The following is an 18,209-nucleotide window of genomic DNA, read 5'->3' on the forward strand; positions in this document are numbered from 1 at the left end:
GAATAGTAAGAAGTTTTCTATATATCTATTAAATTTATGATTAATCATACACACTATATGAATTAAAAATGTCAAATTTTCTCTTTAAAGAAGAAGCCACAAACGACTCTTTAGCATCTAAACCTAAAAAAAATAAGGCCTGGCGAATACTGGTCATTGATGATGATGAGTCTGTACATCAAGTCACCCGGCTTGTCTTAGCGGAAGCTTATATAGAGCATCGAAATTTAGACATTGTTTCAGCTTATTCCTCTAAAGAAGCAAAAGAGATCTTAATCAAAGACGATACCTTTTGTATGGCTTTTGTTGATGTCGTTATGGAAACAGATCATGCGGGTTTGGAGCTTGTTGAATGGATCCGTAATACTTTAAAAAACCAAGCAATACGTCTTATCTTAAGAACAGGCCAGGCGGGCACCGCACCAGAAGCTAAAGTGATTAAAGAATTTGATATTAATGATTATAAAGAAAAGACTGATTTTACCGCAGGTAAAATGACAACTACGGTCTATGCAAGTATTCGGGCATACCGCGATATAATGACCATTCAGCGCAGTTTAGATGCATTTAAACAGTTGATAAAAGCAACCCACGACCTTTTGAAAATCAAACAATTTAAACCTTTTGGTTCTGCAGCATTAAAGCACTTACTGGCATTAATGGATGTTGATAGTTCGGCACTTTATATTGCGCGAAGCCAATTAGAGTTTGATGAAACTAGTTCAAATCTTATTATTGCTTGCACAGGAAAATATGTCAGTGAGTCAGACAGTCTTGAGGCTTCTGATATATCCAGTGACGTTAAAAACTTGATAAAAAAAGCGTTTGATAATAAAAGCCATTATTCAACAGACGAATTATTTGTCGGTTATTATGAAACAACAGGTAATTCAACATCAGTACTTTACATCGAATTTGAAGATGACTCTGAACACTTTAAAGCTAACCTAGCCGAACTTTTTGCGACAAATGTCGCGCTTATCCTTGATAGTTTATCTAAACAGCACGAAATAGAAAAGACACAAAAAGAACTATTGTATATTGTGGGTGAGGCGATTGAAGCGCGAAGTAAAGAAACAGGATCTCACGTGCATCGTGTTGCACTTATCTGTGAATTGTTAGCGGAAAAATTAGGATTAAGTGAAGCTTTTATAAATGCTATTCGCTTAGCTGCGCCATTACATGATATTGGAAAAGTGATTGTTCCCGTTAACTTACTTCACAAACCAGGAAAGCTTGATGATGACGAATGGGAAATAATGAAGACGCATGCTAAGGCAGGCTTTCAATTATTGTCAAAATCTCAAACCAGTGTTTCAAAGTTAGGAGCAAGGCTGGCGCATTACCACCATGAGAACTGGGATGGTAGCGGTTATCCTGATGGCTTAAGTGGTGAAGAAATACCACTTGAAGCACGAATTATGGCCATTGCAGACGTTTTTGATGTCCTAGGTTCTAATCGTTGTTATAAAGAAAAATGGTCTGATACCGAGATAAAAACGTTCTTAATTGAACAGCGCGGTAAAAAGTTTCAAGCGAAAATGATTGACACTTTCATCGAACATTATGATGAGTTTTGCCAAATCAGAGTGCTGAATCCCGATCATGGGGCACTTTAAGCCCTTATTATCATTGGAAGCTATTATTCTTTGGGAAAATAAGTAGAACATTTTAGTGATGTTCTACTTGATAATTAAACTTAGTTTTGACTTATTTTATCAACGGTTGCAGAACAAGCCTGTAAAAACATTTCCATGAAGTATTCAACTTCTGGCATTTCTTTTTTTAGTCCGTCTAATTTTATTTCTAATCGCTCTTTGACATGAGAAAACTCAGGGTTGTGGTGATTGAGCTCATCAAGGGCTTTAATATAAGCGACTAAAATGTCCGCCGCTTTTACTATTGCTTTATAATGTATTTCAACGTTATCTTGCACAATAATATCTGAAAAAAGCTCTTGGAATTCTTCTGGTAAAGACGCTAAACATTCTTTTTCTGCTAAATACTCTATCTTTTTGAATTCTCTTGCAATTTCCTTATTCGCATATTTAGTTGGGCTAACAATATCGCCATATCGAGTCTCACTTGCCTCATGATATAAAGCAATAGTTGCTACACGGTCTGCATTGATGTTTCCGCCAAATTTTTTATTTTTAATGACAGCTAACAAATGAGCGACAATAGCCACTTGATGTGAGTGTTCAGCAACGTTTTCAGGTTTTACACAAAACATTAATGCCCAACGCTTGATTAATGGCATTCTGAACATCCAAGCTAAGAAAGTACTTTGCATTGTTTTTCCCTAATATAAGTGTGGTTTACTGGCGGTATGTACTAAAAAAATGGCTAAGTTTAGCCATCGCAGGCACTAATTCATCAACATGGGGTAGGAAAACTAAACGGAAATAATTTTTTTCAGTAATATTAAACGCCCTGCCATGTACTAACAGAATCTTCTCCTGTCTGAGTAAATCTAAAATCATTTTTTCATCATCAACAATATTGAATTTTTCTTGATCAACTTTAACAAATAAATATAACGCACCCATTGCTGGGTTACAGGATAAACCATCAATTTCATTGATCATTTTATGTGCTAGGTTTCGTTGCTTTATTAAGCGGCCACCGTCTTTTATTAATTCATTAATACTTTGATAACCACCAAGCGCTGTTTGAATAGCATGTTGGCAAGGTACGTTGGCGCATAAACGCATTGAAGCAAGGATGTTCAAACCTTCTAGGTAATCTTGGGCATGATATTTAGGGCCACTAATGACCATCCACCCGGCGCGAAAACCAGCAATACGGTAATTCTTCGATAAGCCACCCATAGTGATAATTAAGACATCTTGCGCCAAACTCGCGGTAGGAATATGTGTTGCTTGATCATACAAAATTTTATCATAAATTTCGTCACTAAAAATAATCAAATCGTGCTTACGTGCTAGCTCAATAATGCCATTCAATAGTGCTTCACTGTATACAGCGCCGGTTGGGTTGTTTGGGTTGATCAGGACAATGGCTTTGGTTTTATCGGTAATTTTATTTGCTATGTCGACTAAATCAGGAAACCATTGGTTTTCTTCATCACAGCGATAATGGATAGCCTTACCACCTGAAAGTGCCACAGATGCTGTCCATAATGGGTAATCAGGTGCAGGTATTAAAACTTCATCGTCATTATTTAACAATGCTTGCATCGCCATAACAATTAATTCGCTCACGCCATTACCAATAAAAATATCTTCAACGTTAACATCTAGAATACCTTGCTGCTGAAAATACTGCATAACAGCCACACGTGCAGAATAGATACCTTTAGACTCACAATATCCTTGTGCAGTAGGGAGGTTGCGAATAACATCTTTTAAAATATCATCAGGTGCCGCAAAACCAAATGGGGCAGGGTTACCAATGTTGAGTTTTAATATTTTATGACCCTCGTCTTCTAATCGTCTGGCTTCTGCAGCGATTTGTCCTCTAATTTCATAACAAACATTATTCAACTTTGATGATTTTTTGATGTTTTTCATTACAGGCTTCTCATAGAATGTTTTCAAATAGTAGTCGACGGTGTACCCTCATTGTTACTAATAACTAGCGGTTTTGAAACAGTTACTTGCAAGTTTTTTATAGCATTAATGAAATAAAAGCGTCATCTTGTTATTAATCGAGTGAAATTTAAGCAAGAGGTGGTGTATGCCAATACCTTTATTACGGTTAGGCGCGGCAGCGGTATCTGCATTTGCGGTTAAAGAGTTAGCGCACGACCGTAAAAAGAAACAAATACAACGCTATTATTCTCAACATGCGCAAAGTCTGCAAATGCTTAAGCAGCATGAGTCACCTATTGTTTAGTATCCATCTGACTTTTTTAGTACAACAGAAAAAGTGAAGCCAGAAATCGGCGCAATTTTTTGTTGTGGCGTTGGCGGTATACTCGATCATACGCCTCTTTGGGTGGGCGATAATACGATTGTTGAACTTGATGGTAATGGTTTTATTAAAGCTTATTTCTGTGCAACGCTTTACTAAATAGCGTTCAGGTAAATATATTTTTATTGCCTGTGACTCAAAAGCTAAACCTATTGCCAGTGAACTGGCCGCGCAACGAGCTCAGCAATAAATCTTTCAAAACCGAGATTATCATTTAATAGAAAATAACTGTCACCAATTTATTTGGCAATGTTTTAAACTCCATAATGATCCATTAACAACCTTTAAAGCGCTGAATGTTCGATTAGCAAAATTATTTAACCGAAAAGTGTATTGGGACCTTTGTGATGTTTCATCACCTAATCATCTAAATTAGTGTAATTTAACGCTATACTTTTATCGGTAAGGCAATCAGAATATGACCCAATAATATTGGGTTAATTAAGGTTTACTTTTGAAGGTTTGGTTAAAAAGAATTTTATGCTTGTTCGTCTTATTGTTTTGCGTCGTTATTATGGTTATTTTTATAGCATTGCAATCATCTCCAAACTTGCAACGTATACATCAAATTGATGCTAATTTTGCAGCTGAAAATCAACGTATAGCACAACGCTTAATAAAGTCATTAAAAAGTGATCAACAACCGATACGTTTGCAGGCCACTCAAGCTGAACTTCATGGACTGAGTGCTTTTGGCCATAGGGCAATTCCTCAACTAACTTCTGATGTTATTCTGTTTCAAGACAGCGCCCTGATTAGTTTTTCTTTGGCGTTACCGTTTCCTAAAATTATTAGGTACCTAAATGTTGAGCTGATGCTTGTTTCTTCAAAAGAGGGTATTGATTTAGGCACCGTTTATGTTGGAGGTCTCCCTCTACCAGGGAATGGGTTAGTTAAATTGGCTGAATGGCTAACTAATTCATATGTTAAAAAAGACTTTGGCACGGCCTTATTAAGCATGATTAAAAGTGTTGATATTACTTCAAATCGAATATCTATGGAGATTGTACTTTCTGAAAAATTGAAAGATAAACCATTAAGTCATAAAGATAGTCTCTTTGCGTTACGCGATAAACTTGCTTTATATGGTGATGTTGAAGTCATTCGCTTTTATCACCAAAGCCTCGTTGATACGATAGAGCAGTCAGGCACGATGAAACTTTCGTTGGCAGAATATATTGGTTTTACTTTTGGTTTAGTAAAACAACGTAATTTAGCGAGAATAACGAATTCGCCTGCCAAGGAAAACCGAGCGGCTTTAATGGCCTTAGTCGTTTATTTTGGCACAGATAAGTTTGAGTTACTTGTTGGCGATATCTCTAAATTGTCCACTAAGCAATTACAACAACGAACTAAACGTCGCTCGAGGGTGATGTTACGCGAACGAGTCGATATTCAAAAACACTTTATTTACTCTGTTGCTTTACAGTTATTTGGAACAAGTACCGCAAGTAATGCTATTGGTGAATTAAAAGAATTTTTAGATTCAAACAGTGGCGGAAGTGGTTTTAGTTTTGCCGACTTGATGGCTGACCGAGCAGGGACTCGTTTGGCAATGCTTGCGACAGACTCTGATGAAAGCGCATTAAAAGTGCAAGAGCACTTAGCTGATATCATTGAGGAAGATTTACTATTACCTGAATTGACCGGATTACCAGAAGGTATTTCTCAGCAAAAATTTGAACAGTATTATTACGACATCAATTCGTTAGTTTATCAAACTATGCTGAGCAATATCGATGAGCGTTTACGTAAAATAGCCGTTTATCGAGATTAACAGTACTTATTTCAGGCAATAAAAACGCGACGTAAGGTCGCGTTTTATGTTCAAGATAGGCACTCTGTCTTTCAACACATGAATGCACTTTTGCACATTTATGAAAGGGGTTATGATTTTTAGCTAAATAAAGACATTACATCACTGATTGCCATTAACGACTTCTCACCGGTAATACGGTTTTTCACTTCAATGTTTTGTTCATCAAGATTACGTTCGCCGACAATTAATAATATTGGTGTACCAATTAATTCATGGTCGGCAAACATGACTCCAGGACGCTCTTTACGGTCGTCAAATATAACTTCAATGCCCGCTTGTTGTAACTGTTCGTATAAGGCTTCAGCCGTTTCTTTCACACGGGCAGACTTTGCCATGTTCATTGGCACAATTGCGACTTGGAATGGCGCAATAGCCGAAGGCCATTTAATCCCGTATTGATCATGGTTTTGTTCAATAGCTGCTGCAACAATACGTGATACACCAATGCCGTAACAACCCATAGTTAACGTTTGATTCTTACCATTCTCCGTTAAAACACCACAGTTCATGGCTTGGGCATATTTATCACCTAACTGGAAAATATGACCAACTTCAATACCGCGCTTAATAACGATATTTCCACTACCACATGGGCTAGGATCGCCTTCAACTACATTACGGATATCCTGAATATTGATTTCACCACAATCTCGTTGCCAGTTAACCCCAGTATAAGATTGACCATTTACGTTAGCGCCACAGACAAAGTTGCTTAGATGAGCGGCACTATGATCGACAATAACGTCAACAGTTAAGCCTTTAGGCCCTAGTGAGGTGATATGGCAATTAGCAACGGCAGACACTTGTTCATCAGTTGCAAATGTTAAAGGTGAGGCTACACCTGCTAAGTTTTCAACTTTAACTTCATTTAGCTGATGATCTCCACGCAGTACTAGTGCAATAATTTTTTCTGGCTCACCTTCAATAGTAGAACCCAGCACTAATAGCGTTTTAACGGTCGTTTTTAAATCTATGTCTGAGGTTTTTATTAAACGTTCAAGTTTTAATTCTACCGTTTTAATTTCTTGCGTTGGCTCTGCTCGTTCACCTTTGGGTGCTAAGGCTTCTGCTTTTTCAACGTTGGCAGCAAAATCGCTGTTGTCACTAAAAGCGATATCATCTTCGCCAGAGTCTGCTAGTACATGAAATTCATGTGACGCTTCGCCACCGATTGAGCCTGTGTCTGCAATAACGGGACGATAATCTAAGCCTAAGCGATCAAATATATGACAATAAGCGTCAAACATTTTTTGATAGGTTTTCTTTAAACATTCTTCACCTAAGTGAAATGAGTAAGCGTCTTTCATCAAAAATTCACGACCGCGCATCACACCGAAACGAGGGCGTATTTCGTCACGGAATTTATTTTGAATTTGAAAAACGTTAAGCGGTAATTGCTTATAGCTATTTATTTCATTAGCGATGAGTTTCGTGATAACTTCTTCGTGAGTTGGGCCTAAAACAAAAGCACGATTATGACGGTCATTTATACGGAGTAATTCAGGGCCATAATCGTTTAAACGACCAGATTCTTCCCATAAATCTGCAGGTTGAACCATCGGCATTAGCACTTCAATTGCACCCGCTCGTTCCATTTCTTCACGAACGATATTTTCAACTTTTCTTAATACTTTAAGTCCAGTGGGTAACCAAGTATATAAACCTGAAGCAACATTTCGAACAAGTCCAGCACGTAACATTAATTGATGGCTTATAACTTCGGCGCTCGCTGGCGTTTCTTTTAAGGTTGAAAGTAGGTATTGAGTAGTACGCATTGACTAAAGGTTCCGTAAAATATCGAGTAAATAATTGTCGGTTATTCTAGCAGGGCTAGGCGATAGGCAAAAGAAAAATATAGAGTGAGGTGAATAAAAATGAGCGTGATTTTATTCGCCATAATAGCTACGAAGAGGGCGAAATGAGTCTTTGAGTTTTATTTCGGCATTTCCTTATTACCTTTTTCAAAAAATAATGCTGAACATCGATTGATGGGGCACAATGAATAAATTCTGCTTTAGGAAGAGTATCGCGAGGGGATAATCATTCCCCACACCATAAAGGCGAACGTTAAGAAGAGGGTGTTAAACGTCGCTGATTTTTAAAATGAAATTGGTCTTCTTTTCGCTGGTAAAGGAGAGGGGTCAATAGATTGCTCTATTGAATTAACCGATGCTTTAGCTTTGCTCTTCTTAACGGCGTTGTTTTTAACACCAGCAACAGGTTTAGCAGGGCCAGAGGACTTTAGTTTTGGATTATAGGCGACTTCAAAAATTTCGCCATCAAATTCAACCGTATCACCATGGCGAATTTTTTTGCGTTTTTGAAATTCCACTTCATTATTAACGAGCACATAACCTTCACTGATCACAACTTTTGCTTCACCGCCACCGCCAACCATATTGGCAATTTTTAGTAATTTACAAAGCTCGATAGGTTCAATCGAGATATTAATAATAGGGTGTTCAGACATGAAAAGTTAGCCAAATAATAGTAAGTTTAGTAACAATAATTATAACATAAAGAATAGTTACATGGATAAGGCATATATTATTTAATGTCATTTTATTCATGGCGCTTTACATAAACAGTAAAGCGATTAGCACGTTAAATTATACCGACTCATATTGGTTTGTTGCATAAGCTTCACAACGATGGCGGTAATTTAGTCTGCTTAATTAGTCTCCTGTTATTTCTGCATAGCCAATTCCATTAAAGCCACCTGTAGCTTTTATTCGACCTTCCCAATAGGGGATCGTTAATTGATTACGCGAATCTTTGGTAATGCTTTCAATAATAATGGTGGGGCTATTGGTCAATTCAACCTGCCATTTGCTTGGATAATCGTGGTTATTTAATGTCACAGTTTCAATAACCGACAGTGAAATGTCTTTTTTTGAAAGTTGCGTTGCTTCACCATTAGGGGCTATCTGAGTACCGCTACAATAATCATAATTATTATCATTACCTCGAATGCAAAAAAGCATTAGCCCTTGTTTGTCTGATTGAGTACCTGATTGAGCGTCGATGAGACTGAACCAGTCCCAACCCAGTTGATTTTTGTCGAGTAAACTCGCCGACCATTCTCGGTCATACCATGCATTACCAGTAACATTATAGGTTTTTCCCGCAAAAGCTAGGCGGCCTTTAACCTTTAAAAAAGGATAACTAAAGTAATAAGAAGCATGGCCACTTTGTGTTTTTTGACTATAACCTTTGTTACCGTGCAATGTTATTGGGCTGTCGCTTAGAGTTAATCCAATGTCGTAATCTTGATGTGTTGCTACTAACTTGAGTGGCAAAAATTCAGTATTCGTACTGCTTAATTGCCAATCATCAATACGGGCAGAAAATGGCGAGCTAATAACCTTGGCTTGGCTCGCTCGTGAAAATCGTTCAAACGCAACATGATCTTGTTCGTGTTGCATTGCAAAATGGGCAAAATAAAGATTGTTATCCCACCACTTTGATTCAACATGACTTGGCATTAATGTGCGAAATAACGTCCATTGAACTCCAAAAGTTTCGCCCGTGTCACTTTTTAAATTAGCGGTTACATACCACCACTCAATGCCTTGTTCAGCATGAATGCCATGATCAGCGGGAAACTTTAGTGCCGTGCCCGGTATTACCGGTTTACCAATAGCCACTTGCAAGGTAGATGATGTGTTTTTTTGTTCGGTCGGCTGACACGCAGACAGCACAAAAATTAATAGCACAACAACAAAGGGTGTAAGTGATAACCCTTTCAAAATTCGTTTTTCTATCACGCGATCATTCCCCCTTGGCAGCTAAGTTGGTTAATTTTCGAATCGGTAAATACGCACATAAAACAGAGACACCCATTAGCGTTAAACAGGTTACTAATAAACTACTTAAATCTAAACTAAAGTGAATAGTCCAGCCAAAGGCAATTGGCATGACAAATTTCAATAACGCAAAGCCCAATGCAAAACCAAGCGGAATAGCAAATAATGCAGTAAACAACACCACGCCTATTGTTTGTAGTAGTTTCATGAATAATAATTGCTGCTGGGTTACGCCGAGATTACGTAATATGGTTAATTGTTTTAACTGATTAACACTTAAACTTAATAGGCTGGTACACAAACTTAACAATGCAATGGCGAGAATAAAACCATTCAGTGCTTTGGTGACTACAAAAGTATCTTCAAACAAAGCATTAGCTATTTCTTTAAACCTTTTATTAGGTAAAATTTTTGTACTGTCTTGTTGAAATTCGTTGATTAAGCGCTCACTAAAGATAGCAACGGAGGTACTGTTTTTTAGTCGAATTGAATAACCAAAAAAATCTCGATTTAGCCTTGACGTTTTTTGCCGCTCCTCTAATGTAAGTAGCAAAATTCTGGGGTTACCATAATCATAAAAAAATCCCGTTATACGACAAGTATATGTGTTTGAGTTTTGGTCAAACACCGTAATATCATTTAGCGAAAAACCAAATTTAATTTTGCTTTGCTCATTAGCCAAACAGCCTTTGTTTGTGAAATTATCCTCACTAATAGCTAAGCCAGAGGTTAGAGAAATATGTTGATAATGCGCGGATGTTTCACCAAAGCTTGCAAGGTTTGTAGGAATATTATTTACAGAACCATCGCTTTCTATATAAACACTTAACTTCTCAACTTCAGGCAAGTTACTGAGTGTTTGCCTTAAGCTGTTATCGAGTTTATCTGAGCGCAAATATATATCTGCACTCAATTGTTTTTCAAGATGGGCATTTAAGGTATGACTAAAACTTTTCACCATTATTTGCATTCCGATAGCACTACCAAGAGCGACTAAAATTGCAATAATAGCAATATGGAGGTCTTTTATATGATGACGTGTATCGGCATGAAGCCATTGCGTTAATGGATTCGAAATTACGAAAGGTAATGAAACCAAACCAGATAGCGCTTTGGGCACTATTAAAATAAATAACATTAACAGGGCAAAACATAACAGTAATGCTTGGTACTCGTTAGTCGCATAACAGAGTAACCCAGCGACGGCGACTAATGTACTGACCAACAAAGTGTAGAACATCAGTTGACTTTTTTGAGCAACTTGCTTGGCTTGTGCTAGCAATATTACCGCTAAAGCAGAAATATTAAGGGTAAAACCCAATAAAACATTAGACCATTGCCAGTTAATAACAAGGGCTTTATCGAGTTGATATAAGCCAACCAAGGTACTATTAACATCAAGCACTAATGCATTGGCAATTACGTAGCCACCTAATGTCCCTAATAACGCTGTACAAATACTGACAATAATAAGCTCAATAACAAGACTTAGTTGAATGCTTAGTTTAATACAGCCTAATAACTGCATTTGTTCGAGTAATTTTTGTCGTGCGGTCAGTGTCAGTTTTATCGCGTTAAAACTCAAAAATGCGGCAACAATATAACCAAGCATAGCAAGTGCAGTGAGATTAAAAAAAAAGGCTTTAGATAAAACATCAAACGATTGCTGCTCTGCCTCAATCAGTTGTGCTTGCCCCACAATTAGTTGTTCTATTTTTGTTAATTGCTGCTCGGTAACATGTGAGAGTTCAATAAAACTGAGCTGCCCTTTAGCCTCTAATAAATAGTCAGCATTGGCAATATCGGTAATCGCCCAAAGTCCAATATCATCAGCTAATACAATTTCAGGTTGCTGTTGGCCATTTTGCAGTGAAAAACTTACTGGGTTATCTGCTTTTGTCAACAGGCGCTTGGTAAATTGCGAGTCAACTAATAAAGTAGAAAGGGAAAAGCGCTGAGGTGTTTTATCTGCATTTGCATCGCTCTGTTGGTATTGTGTGCGGTTTAACCACAACAAAGTATCCACACCCTGAATGGCAAGTGTTTGCCCATTATTGGTTTTTAATCGACCACGTAAAACAGGTTGTGTATTGATAAAGCCATGTTGTCGTAGAGCAAGCCATAAGTTGCCATCAATATAGTACTTTCCTGTTAATGGTTTAATTAAGTGCGTAACGGGGTTATTGATTAACGCGGACGAATGTTGATAGCGGGTATTAGCCTCTTGATTAAGACCCGATATTGCAGTTAAGAGTGCACTACCTAGACTAAATCCTAAAAAGAATAACGCCATTAACCAAGGATGCCTTCGATAAAACGCTAAATGGGTGGCTAGGATCAGCTTGATTTCATTAATCAAAACGACCGTCTCTCAGCACTTTTACGTGATCAAAATAATCAGTTAATTGGTGGCTGTGCGTCACCATCACTAAATTGATTTTTCGCGCACTACACAATTGGGTAAGTAGCTTAACAACTTGGTGTGAGCGTTTTCTGTCTAAGTTACCGGTGGGTTCATCGGCAAAAATTATCTGAGGCTTATTAAGTAGGGCTCTTGCGATGCCAACTCTTTGTTGTTCGCCACCTGATAACTGGTGAGGTAATGCATTAAGCTTGTCTTGTAGACCTAATTCAGCGACAAGATGGTCAAACTCATTAGCATCTTGTTTTGGAAAGTTTAGTTTGTGTTGAAATAAAATATTTTGTTTGACGGTTAAGCAATCAAGTAATTGGTAATGTTGGAATATTAGTCCAATTTTACGACGATAAAGTGTGAGTTGTTTTTCATCAAGCGAAGATAGCTCTTGATCATTAACGCTAACCGAACCGCTATCAGCTTGCAGTAGTCCTGCTAAAACATGCAACAAAGTAGTTTTACCTGAGCCACTATCACCCAGTAAAGCTAGGTGTTGCCCTGCAGGTACCGATAAATTAAGCTGGTTTAAAATATTTTCTTTGTTTTCGCCATCACTGCGGCTAAAACACAAGTTTTTGACTTCAATCACATTAACTCCTTGTTAGTCTATGCACTCTAGCGTAACAAATCTTGCAAAACTAGAAAAATAGAGCACAAATTTAGTCTTAAAATACAGTTTTATCAGCCACCAGTTGACATCACACCATAACTATAAGCCACATGGCTCGAAAATGACTGTACTTCATAGCTAAAGTTTATATAAACATTTGAGCACTTTAACATTGAACAAGCGAATGGCTACTTACTGCTGCTTGTATAAAAGCTTTTACTGCTTAAAAGTTAGCTTTGCGCTAAAGCTATTACTTATATATAGTTTTATCTATCGTGTGCCACCTTTTGTATTTTATTGTTTGGAGTCTTGTTCATGGAAATTACTATGAGTTATCGGTATATTTTAGTCAGTCTACTGTTGAGTTTTTCTTGTAGCGTTCACGCCAAGCTCGATCTGCCGCAAGGAGAGGTTTACCCGAAGCACTCTGCTGAAATTACCGTGTTATCTCATGGTAAACGTTTACCCGCTATTTATTATGGTGCGCAGGGCAAAGGGCCTCACCCTACCATTATATTATTGCATGGATATCCCGGAAATGAGAAAAACTTGGATGTCGCACAAGGAATGCGTGACGCGGGTTGGAATGTGATATTTTTTCACTATAGAGGGGCTTGGGGAGCCGAGGGGAACTTTTCATTTACAGGTTCGGAGCAAGATGTAACAGCGGTAACCCAATTCTTTCAAATACCCATTAATGCTGAAAAATTCAAAATTAATACGAAGAAAATATCTTATGTTGGGCACAGCATGGGCGGACACATGGCTGTTTCAGGTTTGTTTGATAACCCTGAAGTGACCTGTGGTGTTGTTTACGACGGAGCCAATATTGGCGTGACATTCAAAAGCGATGATGTAAAAACTCAGAATTTCTGGACTTCGTATGCTGATTCCTTGTTTATGCTGCGTGGCTGGTCTGGTGAAGTATTCTCTAGAGAGTTAGCAGAGAAGGGAGAGCAATTAAACTTAATATCTAGAGCCGATGAAATTGGCGTTCGTCCCATCTTATTTATTCCCGCAGACAGTGACGTTATTCCTATTACCGAAATAAATACGCTGGCTAACGCAATGCGCAAAGTGAAAGATAATAATGTAAATTATACCTTAATCAAAGATGACCACAGTTTTAATAATAACCGTGTAAAGCTTCTTCAAGTAACAAAAGCGTTTTTAAATGCAAATTGTCGATAATAAAGAAAAATGAGTTATTTTATTGTTGGTGTGTGAAGTAAAGCCAGGGGATATTTGCAGTTGTTGCTTTAAAAACCTATATAACCAGTAATATTATAGGAAATGTTAAATTATATTTAGCGAAATAATTAATAAATCAAAAGTATGTGTTTTATTATTTGAATATAGAGTATGAATTAAATAAAGATGGTGGACGATACTGGGCTTGAACCAGTGACCCCCGCCTTGTAAGGGCGGTGCTCTCCCAACTGAGCTAATCGTCCATATAGATTTATGTCTATAGGTAGTAATTATGGTGGGCGATACTGGGCTTGAACCAGTGACCCCCGCCTTGTAAGGGCGGTGCTCTCCCAACTGAGCTAATCGCCCATAATTACTTTTATATCTAAATTAAGATTGGTGGGCGATACTGGGCTTGAACCAGTGACCCCCGCCTTGTAAGGGCGGTGCTCTCCCAACTGAGCTAATCGCCCAATCTTAATTCTCTGAATCGGTAACTGTCTAATTAATTAAAGACTGTCTGCGTTTCAGTGGGGCGTATTATAGGGAGATGAAAAAAGCTGTCAACCTAAAAGAAAGGTTTTTCTGCTTTTTTTTCAATTTTTTTCATATATTTAATTTACTTGCTGTAAAATACAACACCTTGATTGTTTTATCCTCTTTTCTTTATTTCTTTTCTTTGTTTCTTATTCCAAATGATGTTTTCCTTAGCTATGCCTGATAAAATATCAGCAGTTTTTATCGTACCAATTATAGACTTTAAAGAGTTTTCTTTTAAGTTTTAAAATTTATAGTGAGATTTTTATGAGCTTAACAACTCGATTTGCGCCAAGTCCTACCGGTTACTTACATGTTGGTGGGGCACGTACTGCCCTTTATAGTTGGTTATATGCCAAGAAAAATGGCGGTGACTTCGTCTTACGTATAGAAGACACTGATTTAGAACGTTCAAGCCAAGCATCTGTTGATGCAATTATGGACGGTATGAACTGGTTAAATCTTGAATGGACACACGGCCCATATTTTCAAACTCAACGCTTTGACCGCTATAAAGAAGTTATTAACCAATTACTCGAATCTGGCAATGCTTATCGTTGTTACAGTACCAGTGAAGAAGTTGAAGCAATGCGTGAACAAGCACGTGAAACAGGCGCAAAAGAAAAGTATAACGGCATGTGGCGTGACCGCACGGACTATCCTGCAGATAAGCCTTATGTTATTCGCTTTAAAAACCCACTTGATGGCGAAGTTGTAATCAAAGATATGGTTAAAGGCGATATTACTATTGCTAATGAAGAGCTCGATGATTTAATTCTTGCGCGCAGTGATGGTACACCGACTTATAACTTAACCGTTGTTGTTGATGACTGGGATATGAAGATAACGCATGTTGTTCGCGGCGATGACCATATTAGTAATACGCCAAAACAAATTAATATTTTACTCGCCTTAGGGGCAACACTCCCTGAGTATGCCCACATCCCGATGATCTTAGGTGATGACGGTAAGCGGTTATCAAAACGTCATGGTGCTGTTGGTGTTATGCAATATCGTGATGACGGTTATTTACCTGAAGCGTTACTGAACTATTTAGTACGTTTAGGTTGGTCTCATGGCGATAAAGAAATTTTTTCTCGTGAAGAAATGATCGAATTATTTGATTTAAAAGATTGTAACCGTGCAGCTTCTGGTTTTAATACCGATAAATTAATTTGGGTAAACCAGCATTACATGAAAACCATGGACCCAAGCGATGTTGCAAAACACTTAGCTTGGCATATGAATGATCAAGGTATTAATACTGAGAACGGCCCTACGCTTGAAGAAATTGTTAAAATTCAAGCTGACCGTGTTAAAACGCTTAAAGAAATGGCGCAAATATCTCGCTACTTTTATGAAGACTTTAGCGAACTAGACGCTTCTGCAGTTAAAAAGCATTTACGCCCTGTTGTTAAAGAGCCACTTATTCTCGTGAAAGCTAAACTTGCCGCTTTGAGCGTATGGTCACCTGAACTCATTCATGCCGCAATTAACGATACAGCCACAGAGCTTGAAGTCGGTATGGGTAAAGTGGGTATGCCATTGCGTGTTGCGGCGACTGGTGGTGGAAATTCACCGTCTTTAGATATTACTTTGGCTTTATTGGATAAAGATAAAGTACTTGCCCGTATTGACCACGCTATTGAAGTGGTTGAAGCAAGAATAGCAAACAGCTAATTAAATAAAGTTTTATGTTAACAAAATATAAGGTCGTTGGTGGTTAACTATCAACGGCCTTATTGTATTGAAAAGGACGAGATAAAATATGAACCAAAGTGAACTATTAAATAGATTAAAAGCTTTTGAACATAAAGAGGTTTTTTTTGGTCCACAAGGTTTTAGTGTTATCACTAAAACCGCCGTACTGAAAAAAGCACAAATTGGCTACACTATTGATAAAAAGGGAGCGATTTTAGTTAATAGTGATGTTGGTAATTGGCAAAGCTCATGGTTTGTTATCGCAACAGATACCGAATTAGGCGACCCGTATTTTATTGATTTTAATGATGCACACTTAGCCGTTTATACCGCAGTTGCCGAAGAAGAAAACCAGTGGCAAACCACACTCGTTAGTGCTTCCTTGGATGGCTTTGAAAAATGTTTAACGGCGATTTACCAGCAATGCGAACAAAAGTCAGCAATGTATCTTCCTGACGATAACTGTATTTTTGATCTCCAGGTATTAGAATCTTTTGGTAAACAACTGGTTGAATTTTCGCAAACCAACGACTTTTGGCAACACTTTTTTGTTGGTTATGTTGATTGGTTACGCGACGAACATGTTTAATATGGTGTTAAGTTGCACAGATTTTGGCTCTTTTTTAGATTTTTTATCTGACGGATAGAAATACTATACGCCATTCTTGTTGATAGCAGGGTATAATAGTGATGTTTTTATTGGTCTTGTTTTGGAGTGTAGTTTGCAGTTTTCAGATTTTGGTTTAGACAGTCGTTTAATGTCATCGGTTGAGCATTTAGGTTTTTTAGAGCCGACAGAAATTCAGCAGCAAGCTATTCCTGCTGCAATGGCTGGGCATGATTTAATTGCTTCGTCAAAAACAGGTTCAGGAAAAACCTTAGCGTTTATCATTCCTGCTATGCAACGTTTAATTCGAAATAGGGCATTATCTAAACGTGATCCTCGTGTGCTTATTCTCATGCCAACGCGCGAGTTAGCAAAGCAAGTTTTTACTCAGTTACGCTTATTTACCACCGGGTCGCAATTTAAAGCGGTGCTTATATTAGGGGGTGAAAACTTTAATGATCAAGTGAAAACGCTAGAGAAAGACCCTCATTTTATTGTCGCTACACCAGGCAGATTAGCGGATCACCTATCGCAAGGTCATTTTTATTTAAAGGGCTTAGAGCTTCTTATTCTCGATGAAGCTGATCGAATGTTAGATCTTGGCTTTTCAAAACAATTAAAACAAATTAATAGCGCAGCCGATCATCGAAAACGCCAAACATTGATGTTTTCAGCGACATTAGATCACGCACAAGTGAACGAATTCGCACTGGCATTATTAAAAAAACCGAAACGCATTGCCATAGGTTCCGCGCATACCGAGCATAAAGATATTACTAAGCGCTTTTATTTATGCGACAACTTAGACCATAAGCAAGACTTACTCGAACACTTTTTGAAAACGGAAACCTATCAACAAGTTATTATTTTTACTGCCACGCGCAGTGACACTGACCGATTATCAAAGTTGCTCACCGAGCAAGGGTTAAGTACGGTTGCCTTAAGTGGCGAGCTTAATCAAGGTCAGCGTAATCAAATAATGGACGGTTTTAGTAAGGGACAACAAAAAATATTGATCACCACCGATTTAGCTTCTCGCGGCTTAGACTTGGTGAATGTCTCACATGTATTCAATTTTGATATGCCAAAACACACCGAAGAATTTGTTCACCGCATTGGTCGTACAGGGCGAGCGGGTAGTACGGGTGATGCTATCTCATTTGTTGGCCCTAAAGACTGGATCAGTTTCAAAAATGTTGAAGGTTTTTTACAGCAAACCTTTAACTTTGATGTTATTGATGGTTTAAAAGCTAAGTTTAAAGGTATCAAACCTAAAAAAGCTAAAGTAGCGGTTAAAACAAAATCAGCAGTGAAACCGCGTGAGCAAAGTAAAAACACTCAAACTAAAAAAGTGATAAAGAGAGTTTTTGTTGCACAAGATGTTGGTGAGTTACCTGTACTCCGTAAGAAAGCTATTTTACCCGCCAGTGACATAGAGAGTAGTTCTGAAGAAAATTAATTGTATCGTATTGTAAGGTGTTGATAGTATGAGGTTTTTAAATGTTATTTTAAAAATGTTGTCTCTTCATACTATGAATGTATTGATGAAAAATAAAGACGGTTACTGACTCGGTTTATCATGATCG

General features: G+C 37.8%; 15 protein-coding genes and 3 tRNA genes. 8 read left to right on the forward strand and 10 right to left on the reverse strand.

Features of this window, described 5'->3' with window-relative positions:
• The first annotated feature begins 68 nt into the window (after nucleotides 1-68).
• Nucleotides 69-1,619: an HD domain-containing phosphohydrolase gene (locus H4J52_RS09335; protein ID WP_182181554.1), complete on the forward strand. Its 1,551-nt coding sequence runs from the start codon at nucleotides 69-71 to the stop codon at nucleotides 1,617-1,619.
• An 80-nt stretch (nucleotides 1,620-1,699) separates the two neighbouring features.
• On the opposite strand, the gene yfbR is transcribed toward H4J52_RS09335, so the two are convergent.
• The gene (gene yfbR / locus H4J52_RS09340; protein ID WP_182181555.1) at nucleotides 1,700-2,293 is read right to left on the reverse strand and encodes a 5'-deoxynucleotidase; all 594 of its coding nucleotides are present in this window, start codon (nucleotides 2,291-2,293) and stop codon (nucleotides 1,700-1,702) included.
• A 25-nt stretch (nucleotides 2,294-2,318) separates the two neighbouring features.
• Nucleotides 2,319-3,533 carry a pyridoxal phosphate-dependent aminotransferase gene (locus tag H4J52_RS09345; protein WP_182224568.1) on the reverse strand — a complete coding sequence of 405 codons (1,215 nt, stop codon included), beginning with the start codon at nucleotides 3,531-3,533 and terminating at the stop codon, nucleotides 2,319-2,321.
• A 166-nt stretch (nucleotides 3,534-3,699) separates the two neighbouring features.
• On the opposite strand from H4J52_RS09345, the gene H4J52_RS09350 reads away from it, so the two are divergent.
• The 3 genes from H4J52_RS09350 to H4J52_RS09360 all read left to right on the forward strand — a co-directional run bounded on the left by H4J52_RS09350 (nucleotide 3,700) and on the right by H4J52_RS09360 (nucleotide 5,713).
• Nucleotides 3,700-3,858, forward strand: coding sequence for a hypothetical protein (locus H4J52_RS09350; protein WP_182181557.1), 159 nt, complete (start codon nucleotides 3,700-3,702; stop codon nucleotides 3,856-3,858).
• Nucleotides 3,859-3,891: 33 nt separating this feature from the next.
• The gene (locus H4J52_RS09355; protein WP_182223201.1) at nucleotides 3,892-4,035 is read left to right on the forward strand and encodes a hypothetical protein; all 144 of its coding nucleotides are present in this window, start codon (nucleotides 3,892-3,894) and stop codon (nucleotides 4,033-4,035) included.
• A gap of 415 nt (nucleotides 4,036-4,450) precedes the next feature.
• The gene (locus H4J52_RS09360; protein ID WP_182181559.1) at nucleotides 4,451-5,713 is read left to right on the forward strand and encodes a hypothetical protein; all 1,263 of its coding nucleotides are present in this window, start codon (nucleotides 4,451-4,453) and stop codon (nucleotides 5,711-5,713) included.
• A gap of 119 nt (nucleotides 5,714-5,832) precedes the next feature.
• Here the strand turns inward: H4J52_RS09360 and H4J52_RS09365 are convergent, their stop codons facing one another.
• The 5 genes from H4J52_RS09365 to H4J52_RS09385 form a co-directional block, all read right to left on the reverse strand.
• The gene (locus H4J52_RS09365) at nucleotides 5,833-7,530 is read right to left on the reverse strand and encodes a proline--tRNA ligase (protein ID WP_182181560.1); all 1,698 of its coding nucleotides are present in this window, start codon (nucleotides 7,528-7,530) and stop codon (nucleotides 5,833-5,835) included.
• 323 nt (nucleotides 7,531-7,853) lie between these two features.
• Complete coding sequence (locus tag H4J52_RS09370; protein WP_182181561.1) at nucleotides 7,854-8,225, reverse strand: RNA-binding S4 domain-containing protein; 372 nt, start codon at nucleotides 8,223-8,225, stop codon at nucleotides 7,854-7,856.
• A gap of 205 nt (nucleotides 8,226-8,430) precedes the next feature.
• Nucleotides 8,431-9,522 carry a lipocalin-like domain-containing protein gene (locus H4J52_RS09375; RefSeq protein WP_310649665.1) on the reverse strand — a complete coding sequence of 364 codons (1,092 nt, stop codon included), beginning with the start codon at nucleotides 9,520-9,522 and terminating at the stop codon, nucleotides 8,431-8,433.
• 4 nt (nucleotides 9,523-9,526) lie between these two features.
• Nucleotides 9,527-11,854, reverse strand: coding sequence for an ABC transporter permease (locus tag H4J52_RS09380; RefSeq protein ID WP_259367847.1), 2,328 nt, complete (start codon nucleotides 11,852-11,854; stop codon nucleotides 9,527-9,529).
• A gap of 58 nt (nucleotides 11,855-11,912) precedes the next feature.
• Entirely contained in the window at nucleotides 11,913-12,566 is a 654-nt protein-coding gene (locus tag H4J52_RS09385; RefSeq protein WP_182181562.1) for an ABC transporter ATP-binding protein, read from the reverse strand.
• Nucleotides 12,567-12,914: 348 nt separating this feature from the next.
• On the opposite strand from H4J52_RS09385, the gene H4J52_RS09390 reads away from it, so the two are divergent.
• Nucleotides 12,915-13,778: a S9 family peptidase gene (locus tag H4J52_RS09390; RefSeq protein WP_182181563.1), complete on the forward strand. Its 864-nt coding sequence runs from the start codon at nucleotides 12,915-12,917 to the stop codon at nucleotides 13,776-13,778.
• 187 nt (nucleotides 13,779-13,965) lie between these two features.
• Here H4J52_RS09390 and H4J52_RS09395 read toward each other — a convergent pair.
• From H4J52_RS09395 to H4J52_RS09405, 3 genes are all read right to left on the reverse strand, one after another.
• Nucleotides 13,966-14,041 (reverse strand) — tRNA-Val (locus tag H4J52_RS09395).
• 30 nt (nucleotides 14,042-14,071) lie between these two features.
• Nucleotides 14,072-14,147 (reverse strand) — tRNA-Val (locus tag H4J52_RS09400).
• Between the two features lie 28 nt (nucleotides 14,148-14,175).
• A tRNA-Val gene (locus H4J52_RS09405) sits at nucleotides 14,176-14,251 on the reverse strand.
• Nucleotides 14,252-14,582: 331 nt separating this feature from the next.
• Here H4J52_RS09405 and gltX point away from each other — a divergent pair.
• The 3 genes from gltX to H4J52_RS09420 all read left to right on the forward strand — a co-directional run bounded on the left by gltX (nucleotide 14,583) and on the right by H4J52_RS09420 (nucleotide 18,082).
• Complete coding sequence (gene gltX / locus H4J52_RS09410) at nucleotides 14,583-15,995, forward strand: glutamate--tRNA ligase (protein ID WP_182181564.1); 1,413 nt, start codon at nucleotides 14,583-14,585, stop codon at nucleotides 15,993-15,995.
• Between the two features lie 88 nt (nucleotides 15,996-16,083).
• Nucleotides 16,084-16,605, forward strand: coding sequence for a hypothetical protein (locus H4J52_RS09415; protein ID WP_182181565.1), 522 nt, complete (start codon nucleotides 16,084-16,086; stop codon nucleotides 16,603-16,605).
• Between the two features lie 133 nt (nucleotides 16,606-16,738).
• The gene (locus H4J52_RS09420) at nucleotides 16,739-18,082 is read left to right on the forward strand and encodes a DEAD/DEAH box helicase (RefSeq protein WP_182181566.1); all 1,344 of its coding nucleotides are present in this window, start codon (nucleotides 16,739-16,741) and stop codon (nucleotides 18,080-18,082) included.
• Nucleotides 18,083-18,209 lie beyond the last annotated feature (127 nt).

This window comes from Colwellia sp. MB02u-14 (genome assembly GCF_014076915.1).
Lineage (GTDB): Bacteria > Pseudomonadota > Gammaproteobacteria > Enterobacterales > Alteromonadaceae > Colwellia_A.

Coding starts and splice junctions, on each gene's coding strand:
- H4J52_RS09335 (WP_182181554.1), top strand. CDS start 69: ATGTCAAATTTTCTCTTTAAAGAAGAAGCCACAAACGACTCTTTAGCA.
- yfbR (WP_182181555.1), bottom strand. CDS start 2,293: ATGCAAAGTACTTTCTTAGCTTGGATGTTCAGAATGCCATTAATCAAG.
- H4J52_RS09345 (WP_182224568.1), bottom strand. CDS start 3,533: ATGAAAAACATCAAAAAATCATCAAAGTTGAATAATGTTTGTTATGAA.
- H4J52_RS09350 (WP_182181557.1), top strand. CDS start 3,700: ATGCCAATACCTTTATTACGGTTAGGCGCGGCAGCGGTATCTGCATTT.
- H4J52_RS09360 (WP_182181559.1), top strand. CDS start 4,451: ATGGTTATTTTTATAGCATTGCAATCATCTCCAAACTTGCAACGTATA.
- H4J52_RS09365 (WP_182181560.1), bottom strand. CDS start 7,530: ATGCGTACTACTCAATACCTACTTTCAACCTTAAAAGAAACGCCAGCG.
- H4J52_RS09370 (WP_182181561.1), bottom strand. CDS start 8,225: ATGTCTGAACACCCTATTATTAATATCTCGATTGAACCTATCGAGCTT.
- H4J52_RS09380 (WP_259367847.1), bottom strand. CDS start 11,854: ATGGCGTTATTCTTTTTAGGATTTAGTCTAGGTAGTGCACTCTTAACT.
- H4J52_RS09390 (WP_182181563.1), top strand. CDS start 12,915: ATGAGTTATCGGTATATTTTAGTCAGTCTACTGTTGAGTTTTTCTTGT.
- gltX (WP_182181564.1), top strand. CDS start 14,583: ATGAGCTTAACAACTCGATTTGCGCCAAGTCCTACCGGTTACTTACAT.
- H4J52_RS09415 (WP_182181565.1), top strand. CDS start 16,084: ATGAACCAAAGTGAACTATTAAATAGATTAAAAGCTTTTGAACATAAA.